Here is a 25332-nt window from a genome sequence, read left to right as displayed (position 1 = left end):
CCGGGCCGCCACCGGCGTCACGGGCCGGCGGCGCCCTGGAACGGTGGGATCACGCCCCGGCGACGAACCCGCGCAGCAGGCCGGTGATGACGTCGGGCTGCTCCAGCGGGCTGGTGTGGCCGCAGTCGGCGACGACCTCGAGCCGGGCGCCGGGGATACGGGCCGCCATCCGCTCGGCCCGTTCGGGCGGGGTGGCCACGTCGTCGGCGCCGACGACTACGAGCGTGGGCACCGCGATGCCGGGGATCTCGTGGTCGACGGGCGGGCGGTCGGCCACACCGAGCACCGCCTTGCGCAGGGCGGAGCGGTCGACCCGGCCGAGCCGGCCGGCCCACTCCGCGACGGCGGGCCGGCCGTCCGGGTCCGCGAGGAAGGAGGGGCCGAACATGGTCGGACGGACCCGGCCGAGGACCGGCCGGACGCCGACCAGCCGGGCCACCAGGGCCAGGCGCCGGTAGGCACCGGCCTCGGTCGGCTCCTCTGCATCGGCGCTCGAGTCGAGCAGCGTCAGCGACCGCAGCAGCTCGCCGTGGCGGGCCGCGATCCGCAGGCCGACGAAGCCGCCCATGGACAGTCCCACCCAGTGCACGGGCGCGAGGCCGAGCCGCTGGATCACGGCGACCGCGTCGGCGGTGAGGGTGTCCATGTCGTACCCGCCGGGGGTCGGCGGTGTGTCACCCTGGCCGCGCCAGTCCAGGGTGACGCAGCGGTAGTGCTCGCGCAGCGCCGCGACCTGCGCGCGGAACACCCAGCCGCCGAACAGCAGGCCGTGCCCGAACACAATCGTCGGCGCATCCGGCCGACCTGTTGGAGAACCGGTATCTCCATAAGCGATCGACACGCCCCGGACATCGATGGTCGACACAGCGCTCCGCTCCTTCTTGAGATCTTGTCCCATGCCAGGAAGCAGGCACCTGGACTACCCACACCGATATTCTCCACGACATCCGGAAAACATTCAATTAATATACGGAAAAGTGAGATCGAAAAGATTAGGATATTTCCCGTGAAGCGATTTCGGTAAGCGCTCCCGGCAACCCCGAAGTGACGTCCTGGTCGGAGGTGGCCGATCCCGCGCGCCGCCCGGCGCGAGCGAAATCCTCGATCTGGAGCGTGCCGGCCGGGTCTCCGCCATCGGCGCGGCCACCGACGCGGGCGGGCCGGCCGTCGGCGACGAGGTGTGTGCCCTGCTGACCGGTGGCGGGTACGCGGCCCGCGTCAACGTTCCGGCGACGCCGGCACCGGAACACCGAACACCGTCCCGTCACCCGAAGGCTGTGCCCACCGACGGATCGTGAAGTACTCTTGCGGCCAACCTCGCTATCCGGCTATTGTCACTGACGGCTATTGTCACTGACAATTGGCGGTCAGATGATTTGGCGGTCAGATGATGGAATCCCGCACTCGGATCGTCTTATCCGAGCGAGGCTGACATGGTGACGCGCGACGCCTCGGCCCTGGACCCTCGACGGATCCGCGAGCTGTTCGATCTCCGTAGTGAGGTGTACGCCGCCCGCGGCGGGGCGTTCGAGGGCGACATCTACCCGGAGTTCCACCGGCTGCGCGAGACCGGCCCGGTGCATCCCGGCATCGTCGGTCCTCTGGTCGGATTCCACGGCGACGCTTTCTTCCCGGGCCTGCCCTATCCGGAGCTGCCGCACTTCTCGGTCTTCGACTACGCCACCTGCCAGGCGGTGCTTCGGGACACTGGGACCTTCGCCTCGGCGCCGGCCGTCCCGGGCTTCGAGAACGAGCGGAGCGAGACTGTTCTGCTCTTCATGGACGGCGCGCGGCACCGCCGCTACCGGGCGCTCGTCCAGCCGTCGTTCGTGCCCAGGCAGGCTGGCTGGTGGATCGACCGGTGGATCAGATCCACCGTGCACATGCTCATCGACACCTTCGAGGCCGCCGGCCGGGCCGATCTCAACGTCGAGTTCTGTGCCGCCATTCCGCTGCTCACCATCTGCGGCAGCTTCGGTGTCGGCGCAGCGGACGCGTTGCGCATAAAGGCGGCGGCGACCTCGGACGGGCGCAGCCCCGACGCGTTCGTCGACATCGTGATGCCCATCGTCGCGGCTCGTCGCCGCGATCCGCAGGACGACCTGATCAGCGTTCTCGCGCAGGCGGAAATCACGGATGAGGACGGCGAGCGCCACACCCTCACCGACGAGGAGATCCTGGGCTTCGCGTTTCTGCTGCTGACCGCCGGCTCCGGTTCGACGTGGAAGCAGATGGGCATCACGCTCCTCACCCTGCTGACCCATCCCACCTGGCTGGAAGCCGTACGCGCGGACCGCGCGCTCCTGCGCCCGGCAATCGACGAGGCCATCCGCTGGACGCCCACGGACCCGATGTTCTCGCGTTTCGCGAGAGTGGACACGACGCTGCGTGAGGTCGCGATCCCCGCCGGGTCGGTCGTACATCTGTGCTTCGGCGCGGCCAACCGCGATCCCGCGCGCTGGGAGCGTCCGGACGAGTTCGATCCCACCCGCCCGGCGGGTCCGCATCTCGGCTTCGGTGGCGGACCGCACATCTGCCTGGGCATGCACGTGGCCCGCGCGGAGATCCACACCGCGGTCTCCGCGCTGCTCGACCGCCTACCCGGTCTGCGCCTCGATTCTCATGCCGAGACCCCGCGCGTCATCGGGATGTACGAGCGGGGACCGTCCGCCGTGCCGGTGGTGTGGCGATAGGAGCCACGTCCTCGCCGCCCGGCCGGACGGCACGAACGCCGTCCGGCCGCGGCACGGCGTGACCCGCGCTCAGGCGGTGGGATCGTCGATGCGCCGGCCGGTGGTCGCGTCGAACAGGTGGAGATGCGCGGCCGCGACCCTGGTCCGCACCCGGTCGCCGACGGCCGGCTGATCGACGCCCGCCCGGACGGCCACCGCCCAGCGGCCGAGCTCCCCGGCGCAGTGCACGACGACGGCGTCGCCGGTGAACTCGACGACGTCGACCACGCCGTCGGCGTGCAGCCCCGGCCCGGTCGACTCGCCCCCGGCGCCCAGTCCGGCGGCCGGTCCGGCGGCCGGTCCGGCGGCCGGTCCGGCGGCCGGTCCGGCGGCCGGTCCGGCGGCCGGCAGCCCCTCGAGGACCCCGTCCCCGGGACGCCACCCGAGCCGGACCTCGGCCGGCAGCCCGCCGCCGGGGATCACCGCGCGCAGGCCGGGCGCGGTCAGCTCGGTCCCGGCGGGATGCGTGCCCGCCCGCACGTCGTGCAGGTTCATCGCCGGGCTGCCGACGAAGCCGGCGACGAAGGTGTCCGCCGGGCGCCGGTAGACCTCACCGGGCGTGCCGGACTGGACGACCTTCCCGCCGTTCATCACCACCAGGTTCGTGCCCATCGACAGGGCCTCGAGCTGGTCGTGCGTCACCAGGACCACGGTGTTGCCGAGTTCCCGGTGCAGCCGGACGAGCTCGGCGCGCGCGTGCTGGCGGAGCTGGGCGTCCAGGGCGGACAGCGGCTCGTCGAGCAGCAGCACCGAGGGGCGGCGGACGACCGCGCGGGCCAGGCCGACGCGCTGGCGCTCGCCGCCGGAGAGCTGAGCCGGCCGGCGTCCGCGCAGCTTCTCCAGGCCCAGCATCGCGCACGCCTCGGTGACCCGGCGGGCGATGTCGGCCTTGCTCGGCCCGTTGCGCCGGTCGTGGCGGGCCTCGAGCCGCAGGCTGAACGAGATGTTCTGCTCGACGGTCAGGTGCGGGTAGAGCGCGAAGTCCTGGAAGACCATCGAGACCCCGCGCCGCCCCGGCGCGACGTCCGTGACGTCCACGCCGCCGATCACTACCCGGCCCGTGTCCGGGGTCTCCAGGCCGGCGACGACCCGCAGCCCGGTGGACTTGCCGCAGCCCGACGGCCCGACGAGCACGGTGAACGAGCGGTGCGGCACGTGCAGCCGCGGCACGTCGAGGACGGTCTGGCGGCCGTAGCGCTTCGTGACACCGTCGAGGAGGACCCCGGCGCCGTCCGAGGCGAGATCCTTCGCGGTGGCGCTGTCCCCGGTGGCGCGGTTGGCGGAGGCGTCGTCCAGGGCGAGATCGTTCGTCGTCGAGGTCATCGGGCCGTCGCAATCGTCATCGGGCTATCGCAATCTCGTCGGGCCGGTGCTCGGCGGGCCAGCAGTCACGGGCTAGCGCAGTCCGGCCTGGAGGAAGGCGTCGGCGATCCGTCGGGACGCCAGGAAATAGGCGGCGGCGACCGGGAGCGTCGCGAGCATCGCCGCGGCGAGCATCGGGCCGTGCTCGGGCCCTTCCGCGGTCGCGAAGAGCAGGAGCCCCATCTGGATCGTGGTGTGCTCCGGACTGGGCGCGGCCAGCGAGGGCCACAGGTACTCGTTCCACGTCGTGATGAACACGACGATCCCGACCGCGCCGAGGGCGGGGCGCAGCAGCGGCAGCACGATCTGCCGCAGCGTCTCGCCGTGCGACGCCCCGTCGAGGGTCGCGGCAGCGATCAGCGTCGGCGGTATCGCCCGGATGTGCTCGCGCAGCAGCAGAACGGCGAGCGCGCAGGTCGCGAGCTGCGGAACGATCAGGCCGACGAAGCTGTCCCGCAGGTCCAGCCGGGTGATCATCAGGAAGTGCGGGATGATCAGTGACTGCGGGGGGACGACGAGGGCGACCGTGACCAGGCCCAGCACCAGCCGCTGGCCGCGATGGGCGAAGCGCACGAACGACCAGGCCGCGAGCACTCCGGCGACGAGGTGCAGCAGGGTCACCCCGATCGCGGTGACGAAGGTGTTGACCAGCAGCCGCCAGATCGGGAACTCCCGCAGGGCGTACCGGTAGTTGTCCAGTGTCCCGGGGAACGGCAGCGGACTCGCGTTGTAGATGTCGGTGCCGGGCTTGAACGAGGCGGACAACGCCCACAGCAGCGGGAACAGCATGACGAAGGCGGCCAGCAGCAGCACCGCGTGCCGCCCCACCGCCGCCCCGCGGCCACCGGACGCCCCGCGGCCACCGGTCAGGGCGTGGCTTCTGGTCAGGGCGTGGCTATCCGACGGCACGGCGCCTCCTCAGCAGGGTCGACAGCCCGAACAGCGCGGTGAGGATCAGCACGATCAGGACCGCGGCGGCGGCTCCCGTCCCGGCGTCGAAGAAGGTGAACGCGTAGGTGTACAGGCGGTAGTAGATGTTGTCGGTGCTGGCGTCCGGGCCGCCCTGGGTCAGCACGGCGATGTTGGTGAAGGTCCACTGGCCCGCGAAGACCACACAGAGAAACGACAGCAGGACGGTCGTGTTGACCAGCTGGGGGACCACCAGATGCCGGGTGATCTCCCACTCGGTGGCGCCGTCGATGCGGGCGGCGTCGAACGCGCGCCGGTCGAGCGAGGCCAGCGCCGCGCCGTACAGCAGGATGTTCAGCGCCACGAACCGGCTGGACGTGATCAGCGAGATCGCCCAGATGGCGGTGTCGGGGTCGCCGAGCCAGTCCTGCTCGGGCAGGCCGACGGCGCCGAAGACCTGGTTCAGCACGCCGCCGAGCGGGTTGAGCACGAACCGCCAGGACAGCGCCGTCGCGACCGGGGCCAGGACGACCGGCAGGAACAGCAGCGACCGGTAGTTGTCGCTGGCCCGCCCGGGCCGCTTCCACAGCATGATCGCCAGCGCCATGGGGACGATCGTGGCGAACGGCAGCAGCGCCAGGACGTAGAGCCCCGTCCGCGCGAGCGCGTGCGGGAACTCCGGTTCCTCCACCAGGCGGCGGTAGTTGTCCACGCCGACGAACGTCTTGTCCGGCGACACCAGGTCCCAGTCCAGGAGGCTGAGCACCGTGGTGAACACCAACGGCCCGTACACGAAGACGAGCAGGGAGATCAGGACCGGGGCCTGGTAGGCCCAGGGCGTCAGTCGGGCGCGGACGGCGGCGGCGGGGACACGCCTGTTCGCGTGCCCCCGCGCGTCGAGCGTCGAGGCGCCGGCCTCAAGGGTGGTCATCGTCAGGCGCTGAGCTTCCGGATCTTCTCGGCGACCGAGGTGAGCGTCGGCCCCGGGTCCGCGCCCCGCAGCACGATCGGTTCGACCGCCTCGTCCTGCAGCGCGACGACCGCCTGGTTCGCCTTCTCACCGCGGAAGGCGGTGTACGGCGCGACGGTGTCGAGCTGCTCCAGCGACGGTGCGAGGAGCTTCACGATCGCCGAGTCCGCCAGCTTGGTGGCGATGGACTCGCGCAGCGGCAGGTATCCGATCTTGGAGGTGATGATCTCGAAGCCGGCGTCGCTCGTGACGAACTTGATGAACTCCCAGGCCGCCCGCTTGTGGACGTCGTCCTTGGCCAGCACCGCGAGACCCGCGCCCGAGTAGGTGGGCCGGGCGGGCTTCGAGCCGAAGGCCGGGAAGCCCGCGGTCCGCAGCTCGAACTTGCCGGTGGCGGCCTTCATCGCGCTGGCGAGGACGGAGGTGCTGGTGACGAGCATGCCAAGTTTGCCGGTGGTGAAGGCGGCCAGCGCCGTCTCGGTGTTCACCGCGGGCATCGCCCCGGACTTGACCAGGTCCTGGATCCCCGTGAGTGCGCCGACCGCCGCCGGCTTGTCGAGGGTGACCTCGCCGTTGGCGTCGACCAGGCTGCCGCCGTTGCCGTTCACCACCGACTGGGTGAGGAAGTCGGACTTCGCGGAGTCCACGACACCGTAGTAGACGCCCTCGGACCCGGCGGCCTTGATGGCCAGCCCGGCTGCCTTGACGTCCGCGATCGTCGTCGGCGGCTTCGCCGGGTCGAGCCCGGCGGCCCGGAAGAGGTCGGCGTTGTAGTAGAGCACCGGGATCGACATGGTGTAGGGCATCGCCTTCACCTGGTTGTCGACCGAGACGGCGGACAGGATGCTCTTCGACATCCCGGCGACGTGCTCATCCCACTCCGCCGTCGGCGGGATCTCCTGGACGGGCACGATCGGCAGGGCCTGCACGGCCTCGGCCATCTTGCTCCAGCCGATCTGCGCGACGTCCGGCGGGCTGCCCGCGGCGGTGTCGGTCCGCAGCCGGGTCAGGACGTCCTTGGTCGCCACGCCCTGCGGCTCGATGGTGATGTTGGGGTGTGCCTTCTCGAACGCGTCGATGAGGGCCTGCGTCCCCGTGCCGCCGAGCCCGGGGGTGCCGTAGTTGTACGAGAGGAACTTGATGGTGACCTTGGTCGCGCTGTCCAGCGGGGCCAGCGCCCCCGCGGCGTTCTCGGTGCCCGAGTCGCCGTCGCTGCTGCCACACGCCGCCGCGGCGAACACCGAAACCGCGGCGAGCAATGCGGGAATCAGCCGCCGACCACGCACGCGCCCTGTCCGGCCTGTCATACTGTTACCTTTCCGAGGTTCGTGCACACCCGTGTCACCGATGTGCGTGAGGCCAGCGCAACGCACTGGTGGAATCGCCGGGGAGAACCGTGCCGGCCCGCCTTCCGATCCGCGTCCGGCGGCGGGATGTCACCGCGATTCCCGAGGTCCAGGTGGAGCATGACGGCCGGTCCCCCCGAGCAGGCAGGCAGGCGGATCCCTGGGAACGGAACCAATGCCCGTTCCCCCGCCCCCTGCGCACCGGACCCGAATCGGGCTGTTCGGGCCGCCGCGAGCAATCGTGCTACCGCGGATTCCCGATCGCAAACGTAACTTCGAATCCGATCATCACGTAATCCAATCGACGCAAGGCCTAAAGCACCCGACCAATACGCCGAAGAACGGTGGATGAACACGTCGGGTCGAAAAGGTGAAGGACGCCGGTCACGCGGCCCCCCGGCGAGCCGGATCTCACCTTGCGGAGGGCCGAGCCCGGCCGGGGTGGCCCGGCTGGCAGGCTGACGGGATGGCCGGTCGGAGCGCGTCACCAGGTGATGTGACACCCGCCGTCGCCGCCGCCCGGCTGACCGCCCAGGGGCTGGCGGGCACGGCGCGGTCAACGGCCGTCGACGTGGTGGCCCACCTCCTCGCCGTGCAGGCGCAGGACCCCCGCGGCATGCGCCTCACGATCCGGTCACGCGCGGCCGGCTCCCACGCCGCCGACGTCGACGAGGCCCTGACCACCGACCGCTCGCTCGTCGTCACCTGGCTGAACCGGGGGACGCTGCACCTCGTCCGGGCCGAGGACTACTGGTGGCTGCACCCGCTGACCGCCCCGCGGATGCAGGCCCAGATCCGGCGTCGGTTCACCGAGGAGGGCGTCTCCCCCGCCCAGGCCGAGAGGGGCGTCTCGGTCGTCGAGCGGGCGCTGGCCGCCGACGGGCCGCTGGGCCGCGACGCGCTGCGCGAGCGTCTCCGCGGTGCCGGCGTACCGGTGGACGGGCAGGCGCTGATCTACATCCTCATCGAGGCGTCGGTGCGCGGCCTGGTCGTGCGCGGCCCGGTGGCCGGCGGCGAGCAGGCGTACGTGCTCGTCCGCGACTGGCTGGGCCCGCCGCCGGAGCCCCGCGAGCGCGACGACACGCTGGCCGAGTTGGCCCGGCGGTACCTGGCGGGCCACGGCCCGGCCACCGACCGCGATCTCGCCCGCTGGGTCGGGCTGCCCCTGGGCGACGCCCGCCGCGGGCTGGCCGCGATCGCCGCGGACCTGGCCGACCGCGACGACGGCCGCGCGCAGCTTCGGTGCCCACCTGGCCTCGGGCCGGCAGCCCCCGCGGCCGGCCCGGCCGGGGCAGGCGCGGCGGCCGTGGCGGGCGTAGCGGGCGGTGACGGCGCCACCGATGTGGCCGGCGCAGGCCGGATGCCGCCACCGAGGCTGCTCGGTCAGTTCGACCCGGTCCTGCTTGGCTGGGAGTCGCGGGACTGGATCGTCGGGCCGCACCGCGGCATCGTCACGTCCAACGGCATCTTCCGCCCGTTCGCCCTGGTCGACGGCCGGGCGGCCGGCACGTGGGCCGTCCGCGCCGGGCGGGTCGAGCTGACTGCCTTCGCCCCGCTCTCCCCTGCCGTCACCCAGGCGCTGCGTTCCGAGGCCGCCGACGTCGAACGGTTCCTGCGCCCGGCCGGCCAACAGGCTTCCGTCAGCTCCCGGCGCCCATGACGAGGCAGGTGCTGCTCGCGGTGGCCACGACCCGGCCCTGCGCGTCGCGGACGTCGCCCTCCGCGAATGCCGCCCGGCGGCCGGGACGGGTGACCCATCCGTGCACGGTCAGCGTGTTCACCCGGCCGGGGAGAACCTGGACCGGGCGGACGTAGTTGACCTTGATCTCAAGAGAGGTGTACGCGACACCGACCGCCAGTGTCGTGTGCACCGCGCAGCCCGCCGCGGTGTCGAGAAGGGTGCAGACGAGACCGCCGTGGACGAGCCCGATCGGGTTGTACGCGGACTCGTCCGGCTCGCAGGTGAAGACCACGTCGCCGACCTCCGCCGAGACCGGGCGGAAGTCGAACACCCGCGAGATCGGCGGGGGCGGGACGGTGCCGTCGACCATCGCCCGCAGGAACTCCAGGCCGGACATGGCCAGGCTCGACCGCGCGCTGGCGGCCGGGTCGTACCAGGTCACGGTCTTGCGGCGCAGGTCGCCCCAGCTGGGGTCCGCGCCCGGCGGCGCGGCGGCGGGCTCCGCCGGTGCACCGGCGGACCGGAGTTCGGGCTCGGACACAGGCTCTGGCTCGGACTCAGACGCGGGCTCGTCGGGCGCGGCAGACGGCATGAGAAGGAGCCTAGCCACCCAGACCGTCTGAGTTGGAAATTACTTCCCAGCCGCGCCTCGCCCCCGTGACGCGATCAGGCCGAAGACCAGTCAGACAGTCCGGTCCGCACGGATCGGGGCGGGTCAGACGGCGCGGATCGGCAACGGCGGGCCACCCGAGACCACCCGGGAGACGGTGAAGACCACGCGCCGGCCGGTTCCGCCGTCGTCGTCCGCCGGGCCGGGGTCCGCCCATTCCACGTGCGCGCGGCCCGAGATCTGAACGGTGTCGCCCGTGCCGAAGTCGACGAAGGCCAGCGCGGCCGTGTCGTCGACCTGCAGGTTGCCGAGACTGTTGAACATGTTGTTGCCGGGGTAGTCGGGCCACGCCAGGTCGCCTCCGGCGACCTGGACGAACTACGCCGCCGAGAGACGGAAAATCGGCCCTCAGCCGCGCCCCGCTCGGCAGCCGAATGCTCCACACCACCGATCGTCCCGCCGACGCCGCCTACGGGTAACCGTCAGATGACGGTAGCGGGAGGCCTACGGAACTCGCTCGACTTCACCGGCGGATGAGTCCGGTTCACCGGCGGATGAGTCCGGCGGCCGTCCGGGCCTGGTTCAACCCGGCCTGGTAGACCGGCCACCAACGGCTCCGGTCACCCAGGTCGGGGCCGAAGCTGTTCCGCGCGGCCTCGTCGGGGGCGATCCGCACGACGGCGGGCGCGGGCCGCACGGCGACCGCCACGGGCGACACGGCGGCCGGCACGGCGGGCCCGGGCCTGGGAGCCCCCGGTTCGATGACCACGACTGGGTCGGCGCCGTCAGCGAGGTGGATGTTGGATCCGCCGCCCAGCGCGCCGTCCATGTAGCGCCGGCCCTCGATGGTCACCGGCGGGTAGGCGGCGGGCATGGCGCAGCTGGCCGCCACGGCGGAGGCCAACGGGACGCCGCTGCCGCGGTCCCAGACGACTGGCCGGCCGGTCTCGACGTCCACCGCGGTGATCAGCAGCCGCCGGTCCGGCCAGTCGTGGGCTCCGATCAGCCACGCCATCCGGGCGACGTGCACGTCCTCGGGAATGGTCGGGGCGGTGAGCGCGATCCGGCCGACGCGACGGACCCGCTCCGGATCGGCCTGATCGGCGAGGATCGCGAACACCTCGCCCATCGGGCCGCGGTCCGGGCGGGTCCGCGGAGCGGTCGGGTCGGGGCTCGGATCGGGCAGGGCGGAGAGGCGCTCGGGGTCACCGCCGGTGGCCAGGACCGCCCCCGCGATCGCACCCGCGGAGGTTCCCACGATCAGATCGGCGTCGGCGAGGTCCACGCCACCACGGCGCAGGCCGGCTGCCAGCCCGAGCAGCCAGGCCGTGCCGACCAGCCCACCCGGCCCCAGGACGACCGCCGCACCGTCGGAGAAGGTCATGCCGATCAGCGTCGGGGCTGAAGTCGGGTTCAGGTCAAGGCCCGCCGGCTACGGCTCGACGCGCTCGTCGACGGCTCGCCCGGCCGGCCCACCGGCCTCCGCGGGTGCAGCGGGTGTGAAGCCCATGACAGCGGCGACGTCCGCCGGTCGGAACGTCGGGCCCTTGACCGCCTTGCCGCCGGCGGGATGCGCCTCCTTCGTCAGGTTCGCGCGGTGGATCTCGGCGAGGACCGCGTCCAGAGGGATCCCGTACCGGGCGGCCGTGCCGTAGGCGACGTACACGACGTCGGCCAGCTCCTGGGCGAGGCCGACGAGGTCGTCGTTCTCGTCGGCGGCGACGGCCTCCGCGGCCTCCTCGGCCAGGAACTCGCGCCGCAGCCGGCGGGTCGCCGCGTCCTGGAGACGCGGCGAGCCCGGCAGGTCGTCACCCAGCGCGCCGTGGAACTCCCGCACCATCGCCATGACGGACGGCGCGGTGGGGATGCCGCGTCCGCGGCCAGCCGGCCGGCCGGGATCACCACCGGGGCCGACACCCGGCGCCACGGCCGGCGCCGCCGGTGGCACCGCGCCCGGTGCCGGTGACGCCGCCCCTGGCTCCCCTGGTATCGCCGCGACCAGCCGCGACGTCTTGGCCAGCACCTGATCGCCGAACCGCTCCGCCCAGGAGCCGGTCAGGGACGCCGCCGTGACCAGGGCGCTGAGCGCGACGTCGAGAAGCTCGTCCACCAGATCCTGTTCGGAGGAACGCGACTTGCGCGGGTTCTGGCCGCGCAGGCCGATCAGGGCGGCGCTCGCCTCCCCGCACTCCTCGACCAGCTTCAGGACCCGCAACGCCAGGCCCTCACGGGGCTCGATCCCGTTGCGCGCGTCGTTCAAGTCCAGCACGCGCACGGCGGCGTCGATCGCCGCCACGGGAAGCGTGGGGTCAGGCACCGCCGGCCGGTCCGGGAGGGAAATCACCGCGCCGACGCTACCGCCGGGACCCGCCCACCTGATCGCTGGCCGAAGCCGGCCGCGCCTACGATGCGCCCACGATGCGCAGGGCGAACTGGCTGAACTGCCAGACCACGGCGTCCTCGGTCAGCTCGCCGTCATCGCGGAACCACACCGCGACGCCCATCCCCAGGTCGAGGATCGCGTACGAGGCCAGCCTCGCGGACTCCACCTGGAACCGCCCCGCCCGCAGGCCGGCCTCGATGAGGTCCCGGAAGCACCGCTCGTACTCCGCGCGCAGGCCCAGCACACGCTCGCGGTTGGGCTGGGTGAGGCTGCGGATCTCGCGGTTCCCGACAAACGCCTCCAGCCGGTGCCGCGCGTGGTACCGGACATGCGCCTCCGTGGCACGCCGCAGCCGTTCCACCGGGTCCGCCGTGGTCGCGACGGCCGCCCGGTGCGCGGCCAGGAGCGCCTCCATGGTGCCGGTCATGATCTGCTCGAGGACGTCCTGCTTGGACGCGACGTGCTTGTACAGGCTGGGCCCGCGCATGCCCACGGCGGCACCGAGGTCGGCCATCGTGGTGGCCTCGTAGCCGGAGCGCGTGAACAGGTCGAGCGCGGCGGCGCGGATCTGCGCGGACCGCGCCGAACTGGGCCGGACCACGTCCTTTCCCGCCACGCTCTTTCCCGCCACGTCCCTCCCCGATCGCTAACAGGTGATAGCCGAGCCTGGCCACCGTCACCTCGCATCATAGTCAGGATCACTTGCGGCCAGCGCAAAGCCGTGTCTAGCATCTGGCTAATAGTCATTAGCCCCTGCGGCAGCCAGGAGATCCGATGGTGGTTGACCTCGCGCCCGAGCCGGCGGTCGCCGACCTCGCCGAGCGCACCGCGCGGTTCGTCCGTGACGTGGTGCTTCCGGTCGAGGAGCGGCATCGGGACCCGGTCCCCTCCGAGGCGGTGCGGCGCGAGCTGCAGGACGCCGCACGGAAGGCGGGCGTGTTCGCCCCGCACGTCAGCACCGGGTACGGCGGCCACGGGCTGGACATGCGCGGTCGGGCCGCCGTGTTCGAGGAGGCCGGGTACGCGCTGCTCGGCCCGCTCGCGCTGAACATCGCCGCCCCCGACGAAGGCAACATGCACCTGTTGGAGGCCGTCGCCTCCGGCCCGCAGAAGGAGCGCTACCTGCGCCCCCTCGCCGCCGGCGAGATCCGGTCCTGCTTCGCGATGACAGAGCCCGCCCCCGGCGCCGGGTCGGACCCCAGCGCGCTGGCCACCCGTGCCGAGCGGGTCGACGGGGGCTGGCGGATCAACGGGCGCAAGTGGTTCACCACGGGCGGCGACGGGGCGGCGGTCACGATCTGCATGGCCCGCACCTCGGGCAGCCCCGGGGACGCGGGCGGCGCGACGATGTTCCTGGTCGACGCGGACAACCCCGGTATGAAGACGGTGCGGCACATCGAGACGCTCGACCAGAGCCTGTTCGGTGGCCACGTCGAGCTGCTCTTCGAGGACTGCGAGGTGCCCGACGACGCCGTGCTCGGCCAGGTCGACGCGGGCTTCCGCAATGCGCAGGTCAGGCTCGGCCCGGCCCGGATGACGCACTGCATGCGCTGGCTGGGCATCGCCCGGCACGCCAACGACATCGCTATCCGGCGTGCCGACGAGCGTGAGCTGTTCGGCTCGCGGCTGGGCGAGCTGGGCATGGTCCAGCAGATGATCGCCGACAACGAGATCGACATCGCCGCCTCCCGGGGCCTCATCCTGCGGGCCTGCTGGGAGCTCGACCAGGGCCGTTCGGCCGCACAGGCCACGTCGATCGGCAAGACGTTCTGCGCCGAGGCGGTGTGGCGGGTGGTGGACCGGTCCCTGCAGATCTGCGGTGCGCTCGGGGTGTCCGGGGACGTCCCGCTGAGCCGGTTCCTGCGCGAGGTGCGCCCGTTCCGGATCTACGACGGCCCGTCCGAGACCCATCGCTGGGCGATCGCGCGCCGCGCGATCAGGCAGCACGCCGCGACCGCTGCCACGGCCGCCCGGTGACGCGCCCGACGAGAACCGCCGTCGAGGGGCTGGACCTGCCGGCGCTGGACCGGTTCTTCGCCGAGCGGATCCCCGGTTTCCGCGGCGAGCTGACGGCCGAGCGGCTGTCGGGCGGCCGCTCGAACCTCACGTACCTGCTCACCGACGGGACGACCCGCTGGGTGCTGCGGCGGCCGCCGCTGGGTGGGCTCACCCCGTCGGCCCACGACGTGCTCCGCGAGCACCGCGTGGTGTCGGCCCTGTCCGACAGCGTGGTCCCCGTCCCCCGCGCGGTCGCCCACAGCGAGGGCGACCCGCTGGGCGTGCCGTTCTCCGTGGTCGAGTACGTTCCCGGCCCGGTCATCCGCACCGAGGAGGAGCTGCACGCGCTCCCCCAGGCCGACATCGACCGCTGCGCCCACGCCCTGATCGACGTGCTGGCGCGGCTGCACTCCATCGACCCGGACGGGGTCGGGCTGGGCGCCTTCGGCCGCCCGCAGGGCTATCTCGGCCGCCAGGTACGGCGGTGGAACGACCAGTGGCAGCGGATCCGCACCCGCGCCCTGCCCGATGTCGACGCCCTGTACGCCAGGCTCGCCGAGGCGCACCCGGTGGAGAGCGGCGCGTCGATCGTGCACGGCGACTTCCGGATCGACAACGTCATCGTGGCGCCGGACGACCCGGCGACGGTACGCGCGGTGGTGGACTGGGAGATGGCGACCCTGGGCGACCCGATCGCCGACCTGGGCGTGCACATCGCCTACTCCGATCCGGCGTTCGCGCCGGTGCTGGGCGGCTCGGCGGCGTCCACCAGCCCGCGCCTGCCGGCCGCGAGCGAGCTGACCGGCCGCTACGCCGAGATCACCGGCCGGGACCTGAGCAACTTCCCGTTCTACCTCGCGCTCGGCTACTTCAAGGTGGCGGTGATCGCGGAGGGCATCCACTACCGGTTCAGGCAGGGCGTGACCCGCGGCGCCGGGTTCGACTCCGTCGGCGAGGCGACGGCGCCACTCGCCGCGGCCGGGCTGCGCGCCCTGAGCGGAAACCTGGAGACACCTTGACCTGGGAGAGACCGTGACCCTGGAGACACCATGACCAACGTGCTGGACCTGTTCCGGCTGGACGGCAGGGTCGCCGTCGTCACCGGCGCCAGCTCGGGGCTCGGCGTCGGCTTCGCGCGCGCGCTCGGCCAGGCCGGCGCGGACGTCGTGCTCGCCGCCCGCCGCGCCGACCGCCTCGAGGAGGTCGTGCGGGACGTCCGCGGGACGGGACGGCGGGCGCTCACGGTCACCACCGACGTCAGTGACCCGGAGCAGTGCACCGCCCTCGTCGAGGCGGCGGTCGCCGAGTTCGGCCGGATCGACATCCTGGTCAACAACGCCGGAGTCGGCACCGCGGTACCCGCCCTCCACGAGCGGCCGGAGGAGTTCCGGCGGGTCATCGATGTCAATCTCAACGGCGCCTACTGGGCGGCGCAGGCGTGCGCCCGGGTGATGGAGCCGGGCTCGAGCATCATCAACATCGCCAGTGTTCTCGGGCTCATCAAGTCCTACGCACCGCAGGCCGCCTACGCCGCCAGCAAGGCCGGGCTGATCGGGCTGACCCGGGACCTGGCGCAGCAGTGGTCGGGCCGCCGGGGGATCCGGGTGAACGCCATCGCCCCGGGATACTTCGCCTCCGAGATGACGGCACAGATCCCACCAGACAAGCTGATGACGTTCATCGGCAACACCAGCCCGCTGCGCCGGCTCGGCGAGCAGCACGAGCTGGACGCGGCGGTGGTCTTCCTGGCCGGCCCGGGAGCTTCCTACATCACGGGAACGACGCTCGCGGTGGACGGCGGCATGTCCGGTCACTGAGCTTGCCGGCTGACTCCGGCCCGGCGGTGCGCCGCCGTGATTGGGTCTTGTCGTGGCCTGATGGGAGGTGGTTCGTGATGGCGGACGTGCCCGCCGATCCGACCGTGGTGCACCCGGTCCCCGGGCAGCCGCGGGTGGTGTTGCTGAAGCCGCTGTGCACCTCGCCGCTGATCGAGGTCGGGGAGTTCTCCTACTACGACGACCCCGACGACCCGACCGCCTTCGAGACCCGCAACGTGCTGTACCACTACGGGCCGGAGAAACTGGTCATCGGCCGGTTCTGCGCGCTGGGCGCGGGCGTGCGCTTCATCATGAACGGCGCGAACCACCGCATGGACGGCCCGTCGACCTTCCCCTTCCCGATCATGGGCGGTTCCTGGGCCGAGCACTTCGACCTCATCACCGGCCTGCCCGGCCGCGGTGACACCGTGGTCGGCAACGACGTCTGGTTCGGGTACCGCGCCATGGTGATGCCCGGCGTCCGCATCGGCCACGGCGCGATCATCGGGTCCGGCTCGGTCGTCGTGGACGACGTCCCCGACTACGGCGTGGTCGGGGGCGACCCGGCGCGGCTCCTCCGCCTGCGCCACAGCGAGGCGGACGTCGCCCGCCTGCTGGCGCTGGCCTGGTGGGACTGGCCGATCGAGCACATCACCCGGCACATCCGCACCATCATGGCCGGCAGCGTCGACGACCTCGAGGCCGCGGCCCCCAGGTAGCCGGGCGCGGGGTCACGCCTCCCGGACGATGAGCGCCGCGCGGTGGTGGCCCGGTGTCCCGATCTCGTCGAGCAGCGCGATCGCGAAGTCGGCGTAGGTGATCCGGCTCGCCCAGTCCGCGTGCCCGGCGACGCGGTAGCGGCCGGTGCGCGTTCCGTCGTGATCGAAGTCGCCGGCGGGTGCGACGTACACCCAGTCGAGATCGCGGCCCCGGAGCTCGTCGAGACCCGCCGCATGGCCGAGGGCGAAGGGACGGTACTCGGCCGGGAAGGCGGGCTCGTCCATCAACGGGACACCGGACGCCCCGGCCATGATCGAGGCGAGGCCGACCAGCACCAGGCGGCGCACCCCGGCCGTCGGCAGCCCGGTGCTCAGCGCACGGGCCGACGCGGTGAAGAAATCGTGGGACGGCACCGCCAGGTCGACGGCGGCGCTGATGGCGGCGTCGTGCCCGGCCGCCGCCTCCTCGACACTCGCCACATCGACGACGTCGCCCTGCACTACCCGCACGTCGGACGGGATCTGGTGACGTGCCGGGTCGCGCACCACGGCGGTGACCTGGTGACCGCGCCGGCACGCCTCGGCGACGGCCTCCCGGCCGGCCCGACCCCCGGCGCCGAAGATCACGATGTTCATGTGGGACCGCCTCTCACCGGAGCCGGAGCCCTCACGCCCGGCCAGTGCCCGGACGCTATGGGGGACAGCGGTTACCTCCCGGATAGCGGCTACCATGCCGCCATGAGGGAACCGCTGCCCTCCGACATGTTCGACGAGCTGTGCCCGTCCTCGCTCAACCCGATCCGGTTCGGCGACAAGTGGGCGGCGCTCGTCATCCGGTGCCTCGAGCACGGCCCGCGCCGTTTCTCCGAGCTGCGGGTTCCGCTGCGCCGGGTCTCTCCCAAGGTGCTCACCGCGTCGCTGCGCTCCCTCGAGCGGGACGGTCTGGTCAGGCGCACCGTGTACGCCGGGCCGAGCCCGCGGGTGGAATACGAGCTGACCCCCCTGGGCCGCAGCATCCTGGAGCCGATGGCCATCGCCTGCGCCTGGGCGGAGGAGCACTGGGACGAACTGCTCGAAGCCCGGGAGGCGCACGACGGCGCGGGCAGCCTGGACCCCACCGGCTCGTGACGAGCCCGCCCGGCTGCCCTGACCGAGGCGTCCCGGAACACTGACCGCTGCTGCTCAGGTCACGGACTGTTTCTCTCGCCGGCGGAGCCGCGGGCGACCAGCGTCGGCTCGAAGACGATGCTGACCGCTTCACCGGGACGTTCGACGACGAGCTCGGCTGCCCGCCGGCCCATCTCGTACGAGGGCTGGGTGATCACGGTGATCCCGAGCGCGGTGGCCCAGGGAAAGTCGTCCATCGTCACGAACGCGATGTCGTCGGGAATGGCGAGGCCGCGAGCCGTGAGCGCCGAGTACGCGGCGACGGTCAGGCGGCCCGTGGCGCAGGCGACCGCGTCCAACGGCGTTCCGCGAGCATGCGCGCGCGCGAGGAGCGCGCCGACAGCATGGTCGGCCTCTTCCGCCGTCTCGGCGACGGCCACCGCGTCCGCGGGCAGCGGACGTCCGAGCTCGATGAGCGCCTGCCGCAGCCCCGCCGTGCGCTCGAGCTGGGACGGGCGGCTCCCGGAGGTGACGACCCCGACGGACGACCGCCCGCACCCGGCCAGATGCCTGGCCATCAGACGACCGGCCCCGACGTTGTCGAGGCTGACGGCGTGCAGGTCGGGCGGAGGGTCCCGCACGGTACGCGCGACGATCACGCACGGCGTGCCGGTCTCGGCCAGGCGGCGGGTGCGGCTGTCGGTCTGCTCGCCGGCGGTCACGATCAGGCCGCGCACCCGGTGCTCGTCCATCATCCTGACGAGCGCGATTTCATGGTCGGCCTGGCGGAACGTGTTGGCGAGCATGACGAGGCTGTCGTTGGCGGCGGCCACGTCGTCGATGCCACGGATCAGGTCGAGGTAGAAGGGGCTGCTCAGGTCACGGATGACAACACCGATCGTGCTGGAGCGACCGGCGAAGATACTTCTGGTGAGCGCGTTGGGGCTGTACTCCAGCGCGGTTACCGCCTCCCGCACCCGGGTCGCGGTCGCCTCGGTGACGGCGCCCCCGTTGAGCACGCGGGAGACCGTCGCCGTGGAGACGCCGGCGTGCGCAGCGACGTCACCGATGGTGACTCGCTTCGCCATGGTCGCTGCGCGTCCCTCCGAACGGTTCCGGCGGTGCCCGGTCAGGCCGCCTGGTCGGCCGACGCTCCGGTCGGGTGCCCTGCGGGCTGACGTCCCGGCGGCCGTCCAGTCGGTAGGCGGCCGTCGGATGCCCGGTCAGGAGGGCGGCCCGTCAGCGGGCGACGCACCGGCCGTCGCGAACGGCGAACCTGCCGCCGACCATGACAGTACCCACGTCGCGGAGCTCCGCGGGGTCTGTCACCACCAGGTCGGCGATCGCCCCGGGGACGACACGGCCACGGCGTGGCGCCAGACCGGGGATGGCGTCCGCGGCGTTGGCGGTCGCCATCGCGACCGCGGCCGGGAGGGTCACCACGCCCGCCCGGACGGCCCGGTCGATCGCGAGCAGGACCGGGTCGTGGTGGCCGCCCGCGTAGTCGGTCGAGATCGTGTCGACCAGCCCCGCGGAGAACATCGCGTAGAGCAGCTCGGGGCCGGCCGTCAGCCGCCGCGCACCGAACGTGTCGAGGGTGGAGACGTCCACGACAGCGCCGAGCTCCTTGAGCCGCTCGGCGTGGTCGAGGGCCTCGCGCAGCCCGAAGCTCGAGTGGTTCGAGTGCCCCGCGACCAGTGGGACGTCGGTCCTCGCGATGGCGGCGACCTGGGTCATCGACGCGGCCGCATTGTGCACCACCACCGGGACGCCTGCCTCACGGGCCTGGTCGGCCGCCTCCGTGAGCCCGCGCAGCGCGACGTCGAAGGCCGGCAGCACGACGGCCGAGACGATCTCACGCGCCTCCTCGGCCGACAGTCGGCCCGCCAGCCCCGCGTCCGCGAGCGCCCGATCGACGCCGTCCCGGTCGAACGCGGACGCCGAGATGTGCCGGCCCAGCACCGCGTCCCGCAGCCCGCTGGCCTGCCGCGGCGTGATCGTCACGCCGCTGCGCCGCTCGATCTCAACCGGGATGTACCGGTAACACGCCCCTCCCCCGCCGAGGGTGTGCCCGGCCCCGATCTCGCCGAGGGCCACCGCGCCGGCGTCGACTGCCTGCCCCGCGGTGAACCTCCGGTTCGCCTCGGTGAGACCGCCGCCGTCCACGATGGTCGCCGCCGCCAGGCAGGCCGGGGTGTTGCAGGAGGCGAGCCGGACGTTGACCGGATGTGCCTCGTCCGTGCCGGCGAGATCCGCCGCGGTGACGAAGCCGTCCACGCAGAGCACCGTCGTCGTCCCCTCCAGCAGGTGCCGGTCGAGGTTGGCCAGCACCTGCTCGCGCGGCAGGCCCACCTGCCCGCTGGGGAACAGCGGCCCGAACGCGGTGCCGTGGGTGTGGTTGTTGACGAGGCCCGGAAGCACCAGCCTTCCGGCGCAGTCGACGATCTCGTCAACGGCGACGTACGCCTCGGCGGACCGGGTGGGGGTGATCTCGCGGACGGTGTCGCCCACGACGATGATGTCGACGTCGCGCTGCGGTTCCCCTCCCCGGCCGTCGACGAGGTCACCTCCGTTCAGGACGACCGTGCGCGTCATCCGCCCCTCACCGGGCCCCCACCGGGTGGAACCGCTCGAACCGGAAGGCGGCGAGCTCGTCGCCGCGGTCCTCCCCCGTCACCTCCGCCGCGACCAGGTCACCGGCGTGCACGCTCAGGGTCACACCGCTGTGCGAGACGGCGAAATGGAAGTTGGGCAGCTCGGCCGCCCGCCCCAGCACGGGTAGGCCGTCCCCGGGAATGGGCCGTTCACCGATCCGGACCTTCTCCACCGTCGCCGCCCGGATTCCCGGGTAGAGCACCCGGCTCGCCTCGAGGATCGTCTCGACCGCCGATCCGTCCGCGCTCATTTCACCGTTGCCGGAAATACGCACCGCGCTGTCGATCGCCTGGGTGTGCAGCAGCAGCCGTCCGCCCCCGTCCGGTCGCAGGTGGACGTCCGGCGCGTGGATGACGCGGGATGCCGAGACGGTGACCGGGGAGGTGTGGACGAGCACGCCGTGGGTGTTGCGCATCGGCAGATCCAGGCCGGCGAGCCCGGCGATCGCGCCGGCGCGCGGCCCCGCGCAGTTCACGACCGCGCCCGCGGAGATCGAGCGACCCGAGGCGAGGCCCACGGCACGTACCAGCCCAGCGGCGATCCGCAGGCTGACTACCGGGTCGTCGGTCACCAGCTCGGCGCCCCGGGACACCGCCTTCGAGAGCAGGTGGCCGACCAGGCGGGCCGGCTCGACCCACCCCTCCCGCGGGAAGTAGGCGATCTCGTCCGCCGGAAGCGCGGCGGGATCCACGTCCGGTTCGAGCTTCAGCGCCTCGGCCCGGCTGAGCCAGCGCACCTCGTACCCGTAGGCGACGACGGTGGCGACCTTCCGGCGCAGCACCTCGTGCTCGTCATCGGCGGTCTCCCACTGCAGGTTGCCGGACTCGTGGTACCAGTCGCCGGCGGGCGTCTCGGCCGCCAGCCTGCGGTGGGCGTCCATCGCCGCGACCCCGAAAGCGTGGTACGGGTGTGACTGCTTGCTGGAGGCGTTGATCCAGGCGAACGTCGCACCGGAGGTGCCGCCCGCGGGGGTGCCGGCCTCCACGATGACGACCCGGGCACCGCGGCGCGCCAGTGAGGCGGCGACCGCCGCGCCGTAGGCACCGGCACCGATGACGACCACGTTCTCAGCCATGCCGGTCCTTTCCCTCCGGGCCGTCGGCTCTCGCCGCGTCACGCGCCCTTGAAACTAGTTTCAGTAACTAGTTTCACCCTGACTCGCCATGCCCGCGCAGTCAACCAACAGGGCCAGCTCAGATGATGCCGTCGGCCCGCAGTCGGGCGAGCTCGCCGTCGGGGACGCCGGCGGCGAGGAGGATCTCGTCGGTGTCCGCGCCGAGCGCCGGCGGTCCGGTGGTGGGCGTTGACGACCGTCGTCCCTCGGCGTCCCGGAGCCGGACCGGCGTCGCTGGCACCAGCGTGCCCATGACGTCCACGAGGGCTCCGCGTGCCGAGGCGTGCGGATCGGTCAGCAGATCCGGGCCCTCGTTCACCGCGCCGATCGTCGCGGCGGGGTCCGACTCCATCCACTGCGCCGCCGGCCGGGTGACGAAGACTTTCTCGAAGCGCTCGGCCATCGCCGTCTGCTCCTCGACGGGGGCCGTGAGCCGGTCCGCCAGATCGTCGGCGTCGAGGACACGGCAGAGCGCACGCCAGGTCCGGGACTCGGCTGCCGAGACGCTCACCCACCGGTCGTCGGCGCATCGGTAGAGCCGGCGGCCCGCAGCCCATCCCAACTTGGGCGCACCGGCGGTGAACTGGGCCGGCATGCCGGACAACAGCCACGTCGAGGCATCCGTGATCGAGGCGTCGACGAAGCAGCCGGTTCCGGTTCGGGCAGCGCCGGCGAGCGCGGCGGCCACGGCCATCGCCGCGACGGCACCGGCCATGGGCGCGGCGATCGCCGTCTGGGGCATCCACGGGAGCTGCTCGGCCATCGCGGCCAGCACGCCGGACTGACCGAGAAAGGTGACCTCGTGGCCGGCCCGTCCGGCGTAGGGGCCGTCAGCACCGAAGGCGGACAGCGCCGCCCACACCAGCCGCGGGTTGACGGCTGCCGCCTGCGGATACCCGAAGCCCGCCTCCTCCAGGGCACCCGGGCGGGAGCTGTCGACGACGGCGTCCGCCCCGGCCACGAGCCGGCGGAGCACGTCGAGCCCCGCCGGCCGCCGCGTGTCAAGGGTGATGGAGCGCTTGCCCCGGTTGAGGCCGATGTGAGCGGGGGACGTCCCGGCCGGCCCACGGAGCGGATCGCCGGCGCCAGGGGCCTCGACCTTGACCACCTCGGCACCGAGGTCGGCCAGCAGCAGGGTGCAGTACCCGCCGGGATAGTGCCGGGCGAGGTCGAGAACGCGGACCCCGCGCAGAGGGAACGTCACCCGCCAAACCTATGCAGGTATCGGGCGATCTGGTCGAGGGATGTGATGCGGTCCGGCTCGTCGTGCGGGCCGAGGCCGGTCCGGTCGAGGTGGACGGCGCGCAGCCCGGCCGCCCGGGCTGCCAGCACATCGAGGTCGTGCCGGTCGCCGACATGCAGCACCGACCCGGCCGCGGCGCCGAGGCGCTCGCAGACCGCCAGATAGGTCGACGGATGCGGCTTCGCCGCGCCGAGGGCCTCGGCGGTGAACACCGGGCCGACCCGCCCGGCGAGACCGATCGCCCGGACCTTCGCGAGCTGCTGGCGGTCGACACCGTTGGTGAGCACGGCCGTCGCGAGGCCGGCCCGGGAGACCGCGGCCAGTGCCGCGTCGACGTCGCCGAACCTGGCCCAGGTCGTCGCGTAGCAGGTCAGGTAGTCGGCGAAGAGCCGGTCGAGGTCGTCGTCGGTGCCGACCGGGTGACCGAGCTGCGGCAGGAACTCACGGAGCCGTCCGCGCCGCTGCCCGACGAAGGTGACCAGCCCGTTCTGCCACGCGGTGAAGTGCCGGTACTCGGCCGCGAACCAGGAGTTCACCAGGTCGTCCGTGACGGCGACGCCGAGCCGCGGGAGCCACTGGCGCAGCGCGGCGCGCGCCGAGCTGTCGTGGTCGAACAGAGTGCCGTCAAGATCGAAGATCACTGCCTGGAGAGGTGCTGCGGTCATCGGCCCGAGTATCCATACGACGCTCGCGGTGCCGGGGCTCGGGAGGGAAGCCATGGATCCGGCGCCAGGCGCCCACGATCCGTCGGATGTCCCGTCAGCCGACCCGGCAGCCGGATGGCGCCTGCCCGTCCGGGGCCTGGAGGTACGCCTTGTAGGCCGCGTCGTGCAGCGGGACCGCCTGACACAGACCGGAATCGGCGAACGACCACGGGGTGGGAAACCAACCCGGTGGGTGCGCCGGCCACAGGTCGTGCTCGAAGTCCTTCCTCCGCTCCTGGAGCATCCGCGCGACAAAGGCGACGAGCGGCCGGTCCGTCGACTTCATCGCGACCACGCCGTTCGGCGTTCCGAAGGTGTCGACTTTGGCCACCCCCGGATATTCCGGGCCGAGCGGCAGTGCCACGAATGGCTGACTCACGTCCGGGTAGACGGTGGACCATTCCTTGGCGACGGCGACGCGACCGTCGTTCAGCGGGACGAGCCTGATCATGTGCCCCTTTGCGAGGTAGTCGCTGATCAGCTTCGTCGGGGCACCAGCTGCCCAGAAGACGGCGTTCACCGGGGCCGTCGAGGATGGATCCAGTCGTGGCAGCGCCGTCTTGAGCCCCTCGTCGGGGCTGCTGTGCACCTTGCAGTTCCAGGTGTCCTGCACGTACCGGATGAGCACAGTGCTGATCTGGTTGGTGCCCGAGCTGTCCCGTCCAGCGAGAACCCACTTCCCGCACAGGTCGACGAGTCCACGGATGGGCGAGTCGGGCGGCACGATGAGGTGCACGATGTCGTAGTAGACCTGCCCGACGTAGCGGAGACCGGCGATGGGACCGCCGTTCTCCGGACGGAAATCCCCCAGCCCGCGTTCCGCGTCCACCGGGACGTTGAGCTGGGCGAGGCTGAGGGTGCACTTCGGGTCCGCGGCGAGGGTGCGCAGGCTGGCGGAGGTCCCTGACGTGCTCAGATCAGCGGTGGCCGACCAATGGTTGCCGCCGTTGAGTGCGCGATCGTTGATGAGGTCGGCGAGCGTCTGGGCGTACAGGCTGTAGGGCGAACCGGCCAGGCCACCCAGCACCTGTACGTCCTTACAGCCGGTGTCGGCATACGGTGACGGCCCGGAACCGCCTGGCCGGTCCTTGAGGGCTCCGATGCCCACGATCCCACCTCCGGTGAGAGCCGCGAGCAGCACCAGCGCGATCAGCACCCGTGGGACCGACCACGGCCCGCGCCGTACCCGGCCTCCGGGAAACTTCGGCCGCGCCGGAGGCGACCGCCGTGCCGGTGTGGGCGTACTCGCGGACGCCGTCGCCGTGGCGGGCCTGCCGGGGAAGGTCGGTGGTGACTTCGGCTTGTGCCGCTGTCCGCGGGCCGCCGCCAGCACGCGCTCCCGGGCGGTGTTCTCGTCGACGTTGAACAGGTCCGTCCCGACGACCTGTCGCAGCAGGCCGGGTTGTTCGCACTCGCCGACCCGGAGAACAAGCAGCCGGCGATGGATGCCGATCGGGTCACGCGCCCAGGCCGCCGCCCATTCGGCCTCGGCGTAGGCCGAAGCGAGATACTCGGCGGAGAGCACAGCGACCGTCCTGGCCGCGCCTCCTGCCGCCCGGTGCATTTCGTGAACGAAATGAGATCCGACAGCGAAATCCCAGACCTGGACGCGGGTGCTGTACCCGGCCTCCTCGAGGTTCCAGGCGATCCACTCCGCCCACGCCTCGTCGGCGGTGGCGTACGAGACGAAGAAGTCCGTCCCGGCGACATTCGCCACCGCGCCCCCGTTGTCGCAGTCCCCCGATGCCATGGGCACACACCCTGGCACAGGTGGCGATCCGCTGATGGCGCCACCCCGTCACGCCCCGGGCTTCTCCCCGTGACAACTCGTGGCTCGACCCGTTCCCCCCGCGGCGACCGCGCCGCAACCGGGCACCGGCGACCTCGGCTGCCTGATCGACCAGGTACACCAGGCCGGGCTGACGGTGAGACCGACCACCACAGGACGGCGCCGCGTCCCCGCCCCCGCCGACGCCGACGCC

The 25332-nt window shown here is 72.4% G+C and carries 24 protein-coding genes; 7 read left to right on the top strand and 17 right to left on the bottom strand.

Going from position 1 to position 25332, the window contains the following annotated elements:
* Positions 1-49: 49 nt before the first annotated feature.
* Positions 50-865, bottom strand: a complete 816-nt coding sequence (locus MXD62_RS34455) for an alpha/beta fold hydrolase (protein WP_248833527.1) — start codon at positions 863-865, stop codon at positions 50-52.
* 568 nt (positions 866-1433) lie between these two features.
* Between MXD62_RS34455 and MXD62_RS34450 the strand changes: the two genes are divergently transcribed.
* The gene (locus MXD62_RS34450) at positions 1434-2693 is read left to right on the top strand and encodes a cytochrome P450 (protein ID WP_248833526.1); all 1260 of its coding nucleotides are present in this window, start codon (positions 1434-1436) and stop codon (positions 2691-2693) included.
* Between the two features lie 69 nt (positions 2694-2762).
* Here the strand turns inward: MXD62_RS34450 and MXD62_RS34445 are convergent, their stop codons facing one another.
* The 4 genes from MXD62_RS34445 to MXD62_RS34430 all read right to left on the bottom strand — a co-directional run bounded on the left by MXD62_RS34445 (position 2763) and on the right by MXD62_RS34430 (position 7280).
* Positions 2763-4055 (bottom strand): ABC transporter ATP-binding protein, encoded by a 1293-nt coding sequence (locus tag MXD62_RS34445; RefSeq protein ID WP_248833525.1) that lies wholly within the window; start codon positions 4053-4055, stop codon positions 2763-2765.
* 72 nt (positions 4056-4127) lie between these two features.
* Complete coding sequence (locus MXD62_RS34440) at positions 4128-5003, bottom strand: carbohydrate ABC transporter permease (protein WP_248833524.1); 876 nt, start codon at positions 5001-5003, stop codon at positions 4128-4130.
* Positions 4990-5934, bottom strand: a complete 945-nt coding sequence (locus MXD62_RS34435) for a carbohydrate ABC transporter permease (protein WP_248833523.1) — start codon at positions 5932-5934, stop codon at positions 4990-4992. The genes MXD62_RS34440 and MXD62_RS34435 overlap by 14 nt, the downstream gene beginning before the upstream one ends.
* A 2-nt stretch (positions 5935-5936) precedes the next feature.
* Positions 5937-7280, bottom strand: a complete 1344-nt coding sequence (locus tag MXD62_RS34430; RefSeq protein WP_248833522.1) for an ABC transporter substrate-binding protein — start codon at positions 7278-7280, stop codon at positions 5937-5939.
* A gap of 505 nt (positions 7281-7785) precedes the next feature.
* On the opposite strand from MXD62_RS34430, the gene MXD62_RS34425 reads away from it, so the two are divergent.
* A complete protein-coding gene (locus MXD62_RS34425) occupies positions 7786-8979 on the top strand; it encodes a winged helix DNA-binding domain-containing protein (protein WP_248833521.1) in 1194 nt (397 codons plus the stop codon).
* Here the strand turns inward: MXD62_RS34425 and MXD62_RS34420 are convergent.
* The 5 genes from MXD62_RS34420 to MXD62_RS34400 all read right to left on the bottom strand — a co-directional run bounded on the left by MXD62_RS34420 (position 8960) and on the right by MXD62_RS34400 (position 12594).
* Positions 8960-9442, bottom strand: a complete 483-nt coding sequence (locus MXD62_RS34420) for a PaaI family thioesterase (RefSeq protein WP_368862495.1) — start codon at positions 9440-9442, stop codon at positions 8960-8962. The two genes, MXD62_RS34425 and MXD62_RS34420, sit on opposite strands and share 20 nt — an antisense overlap.
* Before the next feature lie 273 nt (positions 9443-9715).
* The gene (locus MXD62_RS34415) at positions 9716-9934 is read right to left on the bottom strand and encodes a pyridoxamine 5'-phosphate oxidase family protein (protein WP_248833519.1); all 219 of its coding nucleotides are present in this window, start codon (positions 9932-9934) and stop codon (positions 9716-9718) included.
* 220 nt (positions 9935-10154) lie between these two features.
* Entirely contained in the window at positions 10155-10994 is an 840-nt protein-coding gene (locus MXD62_RS34410; protein ID WP_248833518.1) for a patatin-like phospholipase family protein, read from the bottom strand.
* Positions 10995-11042: 48 nt separating this feature from the next.
* On the bottom strand, positions 11043-11927 hold the full coding sequence (locus MXD62_RS39955; RefSeq protein ID WP_248833517.1) for a hypothetical protein: 885 nt from the start codon (positions 11925-11927) through the stop codon (positions 11043-11045).
* An 85-nt stretch (positions 11928-12012) separates the two neighbouring features.
* Positions 12013-12594 (bottom strand): TetR/AcrR family transcriptional regulator, encoded by a 582-nt coding sequence (locus tag MXD62_RS34400; RefSeq protein ID WP_112107908.1) that lies wholly within the window; start codon positions 12592-12594, stop codon positions 12013-12015.
* Positions 12595-12767: 173 nt separating this feature from the next.
* On the opposite strand from MXD62_RS34400, the gene MXD62_RS34395 reads away from it, so the two are divergent.
* The 4 genes from MXD62_RS34395 (at position 12768) to MXD62_RS34380 (ending at position 16527) form a co-directional block, all read left to right on the top strand.
* Complete coding sequence (locus MXD62_RS34395; protein ID WP_248833516.1) at positions 12768-13970, top strand: acyl-CoA dehydrogenase; 1203 nt, start codon at positions 12768-12770, stop codon at positions 13968-13970.
* Positions 13967-15010: a phosphotransferase family protein gene (locus MXD62_RS34390; RefSeq protein WP_248833515.1), complete on the top strand. Its 1044-nt coding sequence runs from the start codon at positions 13967-13969 to the stop codon at positions 15008-15010. The genes MXD62_RS34395 and MXD62_RS34390 overlap by 4 nt, the downstream gene beginning before the upstream one ends.
* Before the next feature lie 30 nt (positions 15011-15040).
* Positions 15041-15808, top strand: coding sequence for a glucose 1-dehydrogenase (locus MXD62_RS34385; RefSeq protein ID WP_248833514.1), 768 nt, complete (start codon positions 15041-15043; stop codon positions 15806-15808).
* Between the two features lie 77 nt (positions 15809-15885).
* Complete coding sequence (locus MXD62_RS34380; protein ID WP_071059945.1) at positions 15886-16527, top strand: CatB-related O-acetyltransferase; 642 nt, start codon at positions 15886-15888, stop codon at positions 16525-16527.
* A gap of 12 nt (positions 16528-16539) precedes the next feature.
* Here MXD62_RS34380 and MXD62_RS34375 read toward each other — a convergent pair whose 3' ends face one another.
* Positions 16540-17163: an NAD(P)H-binding protein gene (locus tag MXD62_RS34375; protein WP_248833513.1), complete on the bottom strand. Its 624-nt coding sequence runs from the start codon at positions 17161-17163 to the stop codon at positions 16540-16542.
* A gap of 102 nt (positions 17164-17265) precedes the next feature.
* Between MXD62_RS34375 and MXD62_RS34370 the strand changes: the two genes are divergently transcribed.
* Entirely contained in the window at positions 17266-17655 is a 390-nt protein-coding gene (locus MXD62_RS34370) for a helix-turn-helix domain-containing protein (protein WP_248833512.1), read from the top strand.
* A gap of 59 nt (positions 17656-17714) precedes the next feature.
* Here the strand turns inward: MXD62_RS34370 and MXD62_RS34365 are convergent, their stop codons facing one another.
* From MXD62_RS34365 to MXD62_RS34340, 6 genes are all read right to left on the bottom strand, one after another.
* On the bottom strand, positions 17715-18722 hold the full coding sequence (locus MXD62_RS34365) for a LacI family DNA-binding transcriptional regulator (RefSeq protein WP_248833511.1): 1008 nt from the start codon (positions 18720-18722) through the stop codon (positions 17715-17717).
* 151 nt (positions 18723-18873) lie between these two features.
* Entirely contained in the window at positions 18874-20229 is a 1356-nt protein-coding gene (locus MXD62_RS34360; protein ID WP_248833510.1) for an amidohydrolase family protein, read from the bottom strand.
* A 7-nt stretch (positions 20230-20236) separates the two neighbouring features.
* Complete coding sequence (locus MXD62_RS34355; RefSeq protein WP_248833509.1) at positions 20237-21364, bottom strand: FAD-dependent oxidoreductase; 1128 nt, start codon at positions 21362-21364, stop codon at positions 20237-20239.
* A 118-nt stretch (positions 21365-21482) separates the two neighbouring features.
* A complete protein-coding gene (locus MXD62_RS34350; protein WP_248833508.1) occupies positions 21483-22607 on the bottom strand; it encodes a CaiB/BaiF CoA-transferase family protein in 1125 nt (374 codons plus the stop codon).
* A complete protein-coding gene (locus MXD62_RS34345; protein WP_248833507.1) occupies positions 22604-23311 on the bottom strand; it encodes an HAD family hydrolase in 708 nt (235 codons plus the stop codon). The genes MXD62_RS34350 and MXD62_RS34345 overlap by 4 nt, the downstream gene beginning before the upstream one ends.
* 94 nt (positions 23312-23405) lie before the next feature.
* Entirely contained in the window at positions 23406-25100 is a 1695-nt protein-coding gene (locus MXD62_RS34340) for a TIR domain-containing protein (RefSeq protein WP_248833506.1), read from the bottom strand.
* Positions 25101-25332 lie beyond the last annotated feature (232 nt).

It is taken from the genome of Frankia sp. Mgl5, from assembly GCF_023242985.1.
Classification (GTDB): domain Bacteria; phylum Actinomycetota; class Actinomycetes; order Frankiales; family Frankiaceae; genus Parafrankia; species Parafrankia soli.
Note: the sequence above shows the minus strand (reverse complement) of the source record. Positions and strands in the feature narration are given on the sequence as shown.